This is a genomic window from Albidovulum sp. (assembly GCF_041919395.1).
Classification (GTDB): Bacteria; Pseudomonadota; Alphaproteobacteria; order Rhodobacterales; family Rhodobacteraceae; genus Albidovulum.
Genome location: NZ_JAYRTX010000113.1, coordinates 1 through 9,249 on the forward strand (window position 1 = coordinate 1; position 9,249 = coordinate 9,249).

Annotated in this window: 8 protein-coding genes; 2 read left to right on the forward strand and 6 right to left on the reverse strand. The window is 67.5% G+C overall.

Annotated features, from left to right (window positions below):
• Positions 1 to 264: VOC family protein (locus ACMUOO_RS15160; protein WP_413855684.1), on the reverse strand; the 264-nt coding region annotated here is incomplete at its 3' end.
• 127 nt (positions 265 to 391) lie between these two features.
• Between ACMUOO_RS15160 and nhaA the strand changes: the two genes are divergently transcribed.
• The gene (nhaA, locus tag ACMUOO_RS15165) at positions 392 to 1,606 is read left to right on the forward strand and encodes a Na+/H+ antiporter NhaA (protein WP_301919025.1); all 1,215 of its coding nucleotides are present in this window, start codon (positions 392 to 394) and stop codon (positions 1,604 to 1,606) included.
• Positions 1,607 to 1,648: 42 nt separating this feature from the next.
• On the opposite strand, the gene scpA is transcribed toward nhaA, so the two are convergent.
• Positions 1,649 to 3,778, reverse strand: a complete 2,130-nt coding sequence (scpA, locus tag ACMUOO_RS15170) for a methylmalonyl-CoA mutase (protein WP_301919026.1) — start codon at positions 3,776 to 3,778, stop codon at positions 1,649 to 1,651.
• A gap of 100 nt (positions 3,779 to 3,878) precedes the next feature.
• Here scpA and ACMUOO_RS15175 point away from each other — a divergent pair, with 100 nt between their 5' ends.
• On the forward strand, positions 3,879 to 4,316 hold the full coding sequence (locus ACMUOO_RS15175; protein ID WP_301919027.1) for a DUF4174 domain-containing protein: 438 nt from the start codon (positions 3,879 to 3,881) through the stop codon (positions 4,314 to 4,316).
• A 7-nt stretch (positions 4,317 to 4,323) separates the two neighbouring features.
• Here the strand turns inward: ACMUOO_RS15175 and ACMUOO_RS15180 are convergent, their stop codons facing one another.
• The 4 genes from ACMUOO_RS15180 to ACMUOO_RS15195 all read right to left on the reverse strand — a co-directional run.
• Complete coding sequence (locus ACMUOO_RS15180; RefSeq protein ID WP_301919028.1) at positions 4,324 to 5,220, reverse strand: hypothetical protein; 897 nt, start codon at positions 5,218 to 5,220, stop codon at positions 4,324 to 4,326.
• A complete protein-coding gene (locus ACMUOO_RS15185) occupies positions 5,217 to 6,767 on the reverse strand; it encodes a hypothetical protein (RefSeq protein WP_301919029.1) in 1,551 nt (516 codons plus the stop codon). Before ACMUOO_RS15185 ends, ACMUOO_RS15180 begins: the two co-directional genes overlap by 4 nt.
• Positions 6,768 to 6,769: 2 nt before the next feature.
• On the reverse strand, positions 6,770 to 8,770 hold the full coding sequence (locus ACMUOO_RS15190) for an acetyl/propionyl/methylcrotonyl-CoA carboxylase subunit alpha (protein ID WP_301919030.1): 2,001 nt from the start codon (positions 8,768 to 8,770) through the stop codon (positions 6,770 to 6,772).
• Positions 8,771 to 8,896: 126 nt separating this feature from the next.
• Positions 8,897 to 9,249: hypothetical protein (locus ACMUOO_RS15195; protein WP_413855685.1), on the reverse strand; the 353-nt coding region annotated here is incomplete at its 5' end.

Sequence of the window (9,249 nt, forward strand, 5' to 3'; positions counted from 1 at the left end):
CAGGACCCAGTTCGTCAGCCGCGGCGGCCCGGTGAAGGTGTCGAGCCGGAACCATCGCGGGCGCTCCGGTCCGGGCGCCTCGGGGTCGATGGCGATGACTTCGAGATACTCGCCGGGACCGAGGCTCAGGAGCCGGTTGTGCGTGCCCATGAAAGGGTGCTTTCCGCCGGACTCAAGCCCAATGCCCAAGGCGGCCTCCACCACGCGTGCGCCGTAATCGAGCGACGCGGCGGATACCGCCAGATGGTCGAACGCTGCCTTCATCGCACTCCCCGAGACCATCCTAGGCTGCGGAGAAAAAGCTGCAAGGGCCGAAAGAACGGGCCCTTGCGGTTGACTCCGCGCATTCGGACCCCAAGTCTGAGCGAAACACTCATAAACCCGGGACCCCATGAGCCTCATCCGCAGCATTGACCAGTTCTTCCGCCACGACGCCGCCGGCGGCGTGCTTCTCATGCTCTCGGCGCTCCTCGCGCTGATCGTCGCGAACTCGGGCCTGTCGGATGGCTACAACGCCCTGCTCACGACGCCGTTTTCGGTGCTCCTGAACGGCGAAGGGCTTTCGAAGCCGCTGATCCTCTGGATCAACGACGGGCTGATGGCCGTGTTCTTCTTCCTCATCGGCCTCGAACTCAAGCGCGAGATGATGGAGGGCAAGCTGAAGAACCCCTCCGACGTGATCCTGCCGGGCATGGCGGCCGTCGGCGGCATGGTGGCGCCAGCGCTGGTCTTTCTCGCTTTCAACTGGTCAGATCCGGTCACGCGGGGCGGCTGGGCCATTCCGGCGGCGACCGACATCGCCTTCGCGGTCGGTGTGCTGGCACTTCTGGGCAAGAGGGTGCCGGCCGCGCTGAAGGTCTTCCTGCTGACGCTCGCAATTCTCGACGACCTGGGCGCCATCGTCATCATCGCGCTTTTCTACACGGAGGAGCTTCACGTCGACTACCTCCTTCTGGCGCTCGTTCCGCTCGCGGCCCTCTACTTCCTGAACCGCGCGGGCGCGCACCGCATCGCGCCTATCGTCATCCTCGGCATCGTGCTCTGGGTGCTCGTTCTGAAGTCCGGCGTGCACGCCACGCTTGCCGGCGTCGTCACCGCCTTCTTCGTGCCGATGAAGGACAAGTACGGCAAGTCGCCGCTGCACGCCCTCGAAGACGGACTGTCTCCCTATGTCCTGTTCCTCATCGTGCCGATCTTCGCCTTCGCCAACGCGGGGGTGGTGCTGAAGGGGTTGACGCTGCCGGACCTCGTGTCCGCCCTGCCCCTCGGCATTGCGGGCGGGCTTGTCGTCGGCAAGCAGGCGGGCGTCTTCCTGGCGACCTGGGCCCTCGTGCGCATGGGCTGGGCACGGCTGCCGCAAGGGGTGACCTGGCTGCACATCTACGGGCTCGCCTGCCTTGCCGGGATAGGCTTCACGATGTCGCTCTTCATCGGCGGCCTCAGCTTCGACGACCAGACGCACATGAATGCGGTGCGGCTTGGCGTGCTGGCCGGCTCGGCCATCTCGGCGATCATCGGCTATGCGGTTCTGCGCTGGGTCGCGCGACCGGCGCCGCAGGCGGGCCACGCCACAGAAAAGAGCCACACGGCCGTGTCGGCCGAGTGACTGCGCGCCCCGCCCTCGCGGGCGGGGCGCGGACGGCCCGGATCACCCCCTCACGGCCCGGATCAGCCGCAGGATGTCCTTCGCCGCGGCCGGGATGTTGGTGCCCGGCCCGAAGATAGCCTTGACCCCTGCCGTCTTCAGGAAGTCGTAGTCCTGCTGCGGGATGACACCGCCGCAGATGACGATGATGTCCCCGGCCCCCTTGTCCTTCAAGGCCGCGATCAGCTTTGGCGCCAGCGTCTTGTGGCCCGCCGCCTGGGAGGAGATGCCGACGACGTGGACATCGTTGTCCACGGCGTCCTGCGCGGCTTCCTCCGGCGTCTGGAAGAGCGGCCCCACATCGACGTCGAAGCCGATGTCGGCGAAGGCCGTGGCGATGACCTTGGCGCCGCGGTCGTGGCCGTCCTGGCCCATCTTGACAACGAGCATCCGCGGCCGGCGGCCTTCTTCCTCGGCGAAGGCCTCCACATCCTTCTGGATCGCCGCAAAGCCCTCGTCGCCCTCGTAGGCCGCGCCGTAGACCCCGGCGAGCGTCTTCACCTCGGCCCGATGACGGCCGAACACCTTTTCCATCGCCATGCTGATCTCTCCCACGCTCGCCCGTGCCCGCGCCGCCGCGACGGCCGCCTCCAGAAGGTTGCCACCCTCGCGCGCGCGGCGCTCAAGTTCGGCCAGCGCCGCGTCGCATTGGCCTGCGTCGCGGGTCGCGCGGATGCGCTCCAGCCGGGCGATCTGCGCCTCGCGCACCTTCATGTTGTCGACATCGAGGATCTCGATGTGATCCTCCCTGGTCGGGCGGTACTTGTTGACGCCGACGACCACTTCCTCGCCGCGGTCGATCATCGCCTGGCGCTTCGCGGCCGACTCCTCGATCCTGAGCTTCGGCATTCCGCTCGCAACCGCCTTGGTCATGCCGCCCATGGCCTCGACCTCCTCGATGAGCGCCCAGGCCTTCTCCGCCAGTTCCGCCGTCAGGCTTTCGACATAGTAGGAACCGGCGAGCGGGTCGACGACATGGGTGATCCCGGTTTCCTCCTGCAAGATCAACTGGGTGTTCCGCGCAATCCGGGCCGAGAATTCGGTCGGCAGCGCAATCGCCTCGTCGAGCGCGTTGGTGTGCAAGGACTGCGTCCCGCCCAGCGCCGCCGCCATCGCCTCGTAGGCGGTGCGGATGACGTTGTTGTAGGGGTCCTGCTCCTGCAGCGATACGCCCGAGGTCTGGCAATGGGTCCTGAGCATCAGCGAACCCGGCTGCTTCGGGTGGAATTCCGCCATGATCCGGTGCCAGAGGAGCCGCGCCGCCCGGAGCTTCGCCGCCTCCATGAAGAAGTTCATGCCGATGGCGAAGAAGAAGCTGAGCCGTCCTGCGAAGTCGTCGACACTCATCCCGCGCGCGATGGCGGCGCGGACGTATTCGCGGCCGTCGGCCAGCGTATAGGCCAGCTCCTGAACGAGGTTCGCGCCGGCCTCCTGCATGTGGTAGCCGGAGATCGAGATGGAGTTGAACTTCGGCATTTCTTTCGCCGTGTATTCAATGATATCGGCGACGATCCTCATGCTCGGTTCGGGCGGATAGACATAGGTGTTCCGCACCATGAACTCCTTCAGGATGTCGTTCTGGATGGTGCCCGACAGAAGGCTGGGGTCCACCCCCTGTTCCTCGCCCGCGACGATGAAATTCGCGAGGATCGGAATGACCGCGCCGTTCATCGTCATGGAAACGCTGATCTTATCCAGGGGGATGCCATCGAAGAGGATCTTCATGTCCTCGACGCTGTCGATGGCCACACCCGCCTTGCCGACATCGCCGACGACGCGCGGGTGATCGCTGTCGTAGCCCCGGTGCGTCGCAAGGTCGAAGGCGACCGAGACACCCTGCTGCCCGGCGGCGAGGTTCTTGCGGTAGAAGGCGTTCGATTCCTCGGCGGTGGAGAAACCCGCATATTGCCGGATCGTCCAGGGCCGGCCGGCGTACATCGTGGCGCGGACCCCGCGGGTGAAGGGGGCGAACCCCGGCACGGAGCCCATGTGGGCCAGACCAGCCGTGTCGGCCTCGGTGTAGAGCGGCTTCACGCGGATGCCTTCCAGCGTCGCCCAGGTCAGCGTGTCCGGCGACTTCCCCTTGAGTTCCTTCTCGGCCAGGTGCCGCCACGTCGCCAGCTTCTCGCTCATCGCCTTGTCCTTTCCTCTTGCCCGGGGCCCCGCAGGTTCACCCGGCGTAAGTCTTTGGCATTCCGCCCGTTCCGCCTATATCTGGACGAAAGGAGTGCCCATGAAGTTCGTTGCCGCCCTGTGCCTCGCGGTTCTTGCCGCCGCTCCAGCCGCAGCGGAGACATCCCGGCCCGCGTTGCCGCCGGTTGCCGCGGCGGACGTCGCGCTGGCGGATTTCCTCTGGCTCAAGCGCCCGATCGTCGTCTTCGCCGACAGTCCGAACGATCCCGCGTTCCAGACGCAGCTCAGGTACCTCGCCGACGACCCCGGCGAGCTCATCAAGCGCGACGTGGTGATCCTGACCGATACCGATCCGGCGGTACCGTCCGAAGCGCGCCAGTCGTTGCGTCCACGCGGCTTCTCGATGGTGCTGCTGGAAAAGAACGGGCAGGTGATGCTGCGCAAGCCCCTGCCGTGGAGCGTGCGCGAGATAACCCACGCGATCGACAAGTTCCCGCTTCGCCAGCAGGAAATCCGCGAAGGGCGCAGCGGAGGGTGACGCGGGGTCATCGAGCCGCCTCCGGTACGGCCAGCGCGAGGATTTCGACGCCGCCCACGGCACCCTTCGCTATCTCGGCCCACTCGCGTTCGAACCGCGCCATCAGCGCGGCGGTCTGGGCCCCGGAAAACGGGTCCACCGGCGGCCGACCCTGGCGCCGCGCGGCCTCCGCCAACCGTGCGCGCTCGGGCCCGCGCGGCATCTGGCGCAGGCTTTCCAGCACATCGGCCGGCAGCGATGCGTTGACGGTCGTCCAGGGGCGCGCCACACCGGCAAGCGGACCAGGCCCGACCATCGCGGCCGCGAGCGCGGGAACGAAACTACGGTCTGCCCGGTGCCGGGCCAGGAGGATGCGGGTCTCGGGGAAGGTGCGGCGGATGGCGCGGAGCAACGGCATCCAGGAATTGCCGGGCGCCGCGGCGAACCGGCCGCCGTCGAAGGCGAGGTCGTCGCCCGCGAGCAAGCCATGGGCAAGAGCCGAGCGCCAGTAGCCCGCGAAATCGCGCAAGGTCAGAAAGACGCGTGCAGGCGTGGCCGGCAGGGCCGCCGCAAGATCGGCGAGCCGCGCCTCGGCATTCGGGTAAAGCTCGGCCCGGGCGAGGTTCGGCCCCATAGTGCCAGGCAGGTTTTCCTCGCTGATGACGACATGCGGGCACCCCGCCGCGACCAACCGGTCGCATTCCGCCGCCAGCGGCGAGGGCACGGAGGCCTGTCGCGCGGCGCGGGCCGTCGTCCAGGCGCGCATGTCACCCGCCACGTCCTCGCGCCGGAGCGATGCGGGGCCAAGAAAGCCGATGCCGGCCGCGGCAAGCCGGTCCGCGTGGCGCCCGAACAGCCGCTGGAGCGCCGTCGTGCCGGTGCGATGGGCGCCAAGATGGACTGTGATCTCGGTCGCCGCGTTCATGCTCCGCCCTCCAGGGTGAGAAGAGCCTCGTCCGGAAGCGTCGGCGCAAACGCCGCAAGGCGGTTGCGCAACTCTGACGCTTCGGCGCGGTCGGTGGCATAGATGGCAACCTTCCAGTCTCCGAGCGCGCCCTTGGGTCGGGTCACGGAGAGGGTCGCCACCCGCACCCAGCCCGGCGCGACGGCGGCGGCAAACCACTTGTCATAGATCATCGCGGCCTTCACGCCATGCGCGGCGGCGAGCGGACCGGCCCAGCCGTCCCCGGGCGCCACGGGACCGAAGCGGATGCGCCGCGCCTCGGCGGAGCCGAGCCCCCAGATGTCGAGGACGTAGTCCGGATTGCGCCATGCCACCCGACCGAGGTCGTTCACAGCGACCGGTTCCTTGAGGTAATCCTGCGCGAACCGCGCCATCTGCGCCTGCTGCAGGTGGATCGCCCGCGGGTTCCAGACATAGGCGCCCCACAGTGTCGGTCCATAGGCGACGGCGGCAGCCGCCATCGTGGCAAGCGCCGCGCCCTGCCCGATCCGTGCCGCCCGGGGCCCGGCCGCCGATCCGGCGAGGAGGAAGGCGCCGAGAAGGCTCACGATGACATATGGCTCGTACCGATGCATCCAGCCAACCTGCCCGAAGAAGAGATGCGCGACCGCGGCCGCTCCCACGGTCGCCGCGATCGCCCCGGCCGGTCCGCGCCGGAGTGCGGGCATGGCCCCCGCCGTGGCAACCAGGACAGCGAGGAGAAGCGCGAGGATCGCCCCCGCCGGCTTGACCAGGTTGGCGATGAGACCGACCAGCAGGCGGAACCAGAGACCGCCCTGCGGATCGAGCCCACCGGTCTTGGCGAGGATCGAGCCCGGCAGCGGGTCGAGTCCGAGATGGAGGAGGAAGAGGCTGAAGCCGATGACCGCGCCGAGCGCGCCGCAGGCGATCAGGCCCGCCGCGCTGCGATGCCCCCAGAGCCAGAGCGTCGCGGCGGCCGCCAGCGAAAGCGCCAGTCCCTCGTAGCGAAGGAGAGGCGCGGTGACCGCTGCCGCCACGAGCCACCACGCGGCCCCCTGCCCGTTCAGTGCCCGCCAGAGGCCGAGCACGACGATGAGACTCGCCAGCAGATGCGGCCCCGCCTCCATTCCCGTGTAGCCCACGCCCGAGATGTTGAGGAAGACCGGTCCGGCGATGACGATGACCATTCCGACCGCGCCTGCGAGCCCGGCCGCCGCAGCGACAAGCCCCCAGACCCAGCCGGCGCCAGCGACCGCGAGGATGTTCCAGAAGAGCGGCAGGAGCCGCTGGGCCTCCGTGCCCGGAAAGGGCAGCAGGAGAAACGGGTAGAGGATGGAGGAGGAGGCCGAGGCGGGCTCGCCAAGGTTCACGCCGTAGGTGCCTTGGGCCATCTTCTCGGCCATGGCGAGGTGGATATAGACGTCATCGAGCGGATATTCGAAGACTCCGGCATGCCAGGCCGCCACCGCCTGGAGGGCAAGAAAGCCCCCCAGCGCGGCCAGCATCCCCCAGAGGGGATAGCGGCTGGCGCTTGCCGGTCCACGCATTCTCAGTCGAACTCCAGGATCACGTCATCAACCTTGAGACTCGCCCCGGCCGCGGCGACGACGCGCTTGACGGTGGCCTTCCGTTCGGCACGCAGGATGTTTTCCATCTTCATCGCCTCGACGGTGGCGAGCGCCTGGCCTTCCTGAACCTCCTGCCCCTCCTCGACGCTGATCTTCACGACGAGACCGGGCATCGGGCAGAGCAGGAACCGCGACGTGTCGGGGGCCGCCTTTTCCGGCATCAACCGGGCAAGTTCGGCCTGGCGGGGCGTGCGGACATGCACCTTGAGGTCGGCGCCGCGGGTGCGAATGCGGAACCCCCCGGGGATCTTGCCGACCTTCAGCACGACCGGATCGCCGTCCACCATGAGGCGGGCAAGCGGCTGGCCCGGAGTCCAGTCCGAGGTCACGCGATGCGCGCTGCCATCGGCGAAATGCACCGTCGCGCCATCGCGGTCGGCAGCGATCCGCACCGCGATCTCTTCGCCCTGAAGGCTCACGACCCACTCGTCGCCGACGTGGCGTTCATGGTTGCCGAGCCGCCCGGTAATCCGTGTGCGCCGTATCTCCGCCACCCGGTTCATCGCCGCCGCGGCCGCCGCCACCTTGCGCAAGCTGCCCTCGGGCAGGGTCACGCCCTGGAAGCCTTCGGGATATTCCTCGGCGATGAAGGCCGTGGTGATCGCGCCTTCGACGAAGCGGGGATGGTCCATCACCGCGCTCAGGAAGGGAAGGTTATGGCCGATGCCCTCCACCTCGAAGGTGTCGAGCGCGACGCGCATCCCCTCGATGGCCTCGCCGCGCGTCGGCGCCCAGGTGCAGAGCTTGGCGATCATCGGATCATAGTACATCGAAATCTCGCCGCCCTCGTATACGCCGGTATCGTTGCGCACGACGCCGGTGGCGGTCGCCACCTCGACCGGCGGGCGGTAGCGCGAGAGCCGACCGATGGAGGGCAGGAAGCCCCGGTAGGGGTCCTCGGCGTAGAGCCGGCTTTCCATCGCCCAGCCGTTGATCTTCAGGTCGGACTGACTGAAGGGCAGCTTTTCGCCTCCGGCCACGCGGATCATCTGTTCGACCAGATCGACCCCGGTGATGAGCTCCGTCACCGGGTGCTCGACCTGCAAACGGGTATTCATTTCAAGGAAGTAGAAGTTCCTGTTGCCATCGACGATGAACTCTACCGTGCCCGCCGAAGTATAGCCGACCGCCTTCGCCAGGGCGCAGGCCTGCTCGCCCATCGCCTTGCGGGTCTTCGCGTCGAGGAAGGGCGACGGCGCTTCCTCGATCACCTTCTGGTTCCGCCGCTGGATCGAACATTCGCGCTCGTGCAGATAGACGCAGTTGCCATGCTTGTCGGCGAGCACCTGAATCTCGATATGGCGCGGCTGGGTCACGAACTTCTCGATGAAGATGCGGTCGTCGCCGAAGGACGCCGCCGCCTCGTTCTTCGAGGACTGGAAGCCGTCGCGCGCATCCTCGTCATTCCAGGCGATCCGCATCCCCTTGCCGCCGCCGCCGGCGCTGGCCTTGATCATCACCGGATAGCCGATCTCGCGGCTGATCTTCACCGCCTCTTCGGCGTCGGCGATCAGGCCCATGTAACCCGGCACGGTGGAAACGCCCGCCTCCATCGCGATCTTCTTCGATGTGATCTTGTCGCCCATCGCCTCGATCGCGGGTGAAGGCGGGCCGACGAAGACCACGCCCTCCTTCTCCAGCGCTTCGGCGAACTTCATGTTTTCGCTGAGGAAACCATAGCCCGGATGCACCGCCTCGGCTCCCGTCTTGCGGATGGCCTCCATGATCCTGTCGATCACGATGTAGGATTGCGCAGCGGGCGGCGGACCGATGTGCACCGCCTCGTCCGCCATGCTCACATGCAGCGCGTTGCGGTCGGCGTCGGAATACACGGCGACGGACTTGATGCCCATCTTGCGGGCCGACTTGATGACCCGGCAGGCGATCTCGCCCCGGTTGGCGATCAGGATCTTCTTGAACATGTCGTCCCCTTCTCAGGCCGTGCCGGGGTTCCCCGGCCGCGAAAACACAAAGGGCCACCGGGGCGCACAGCCCCGATGGCCCTGATGCAAGACACTTGCGGCCGCGATAGGGCCGCCGTCAGGGTGTCAGTTGCAGATGCCCGCGTCGTCGCAGAAGACGCCTGCGCCTGCGCCGATGATGGCCCCCGTGACGGCACTGTTGCCCGTCGCGTCGGCAATGACCGCGCCCGCGGCCGCGCCCGCAACGCCACGCTCGGCGTCGTTTTGCAGGCAGCCGGCGAGACTTCCCACCAGCGCGACGGCAACGATGATCCTTGTATAACGCATTCTGCTCTTCCTCCGGTTAGGGTTCTTTTCGCAGCCGATTTTAGCGCATTCCCCGCCATCGAAAAGCAGATTCGGCAGGAACCCTGCCAATCGGCGGCGCAATGTCGACGGACACGCGGACGGCCATCCCGAGACAAAAGTGGCCTGACCCC

Coding starts and splice junctions, on each gene's coding strand:
- nhaA (WP_301919025.1), top strand. CDS start 392: ATGAGCCTCATCCGCAGCATTGACCAGTTCTTCCGCCACGACGCCGCC.
- scpA (WP_301919026.1), bottom strand. CDS start 3,778: ATGAGCGAGAAGCTGGCGACGTGGCGGCACCTGGCCGAGAAGGAACTC.
- ACMUOO_RS15175 (WP_301919027.1), top strand. CDS start 3,879: ATGAAGTTCGTTGCCGCCCTGTGCCTCGCGGTTCTTGCCGCCGCTCCA.
- ACMUOO_RS15180 (WP_301919028.1), bottom strand. CDS start 5,220: ATGAACGCGGCGACCGAGATCACAGTCCATCTTGGCGCCCATCGCACC.
- ACMUOO_RS15185 (WP_301919029.1), bottom strand. CDS start 6,767: ATGCGTGGACCGGCAAGCGCCAGCCGCTATCCCCTCTGGGGGATGCTG.
- ACMUOO_RS15190 (WP_301919030.1), bottom strand. CDS start 8,770: ATGTTCAAGAAGATCCTGATCGCCAACCGGGGCGAGATCGCCTGCCGG.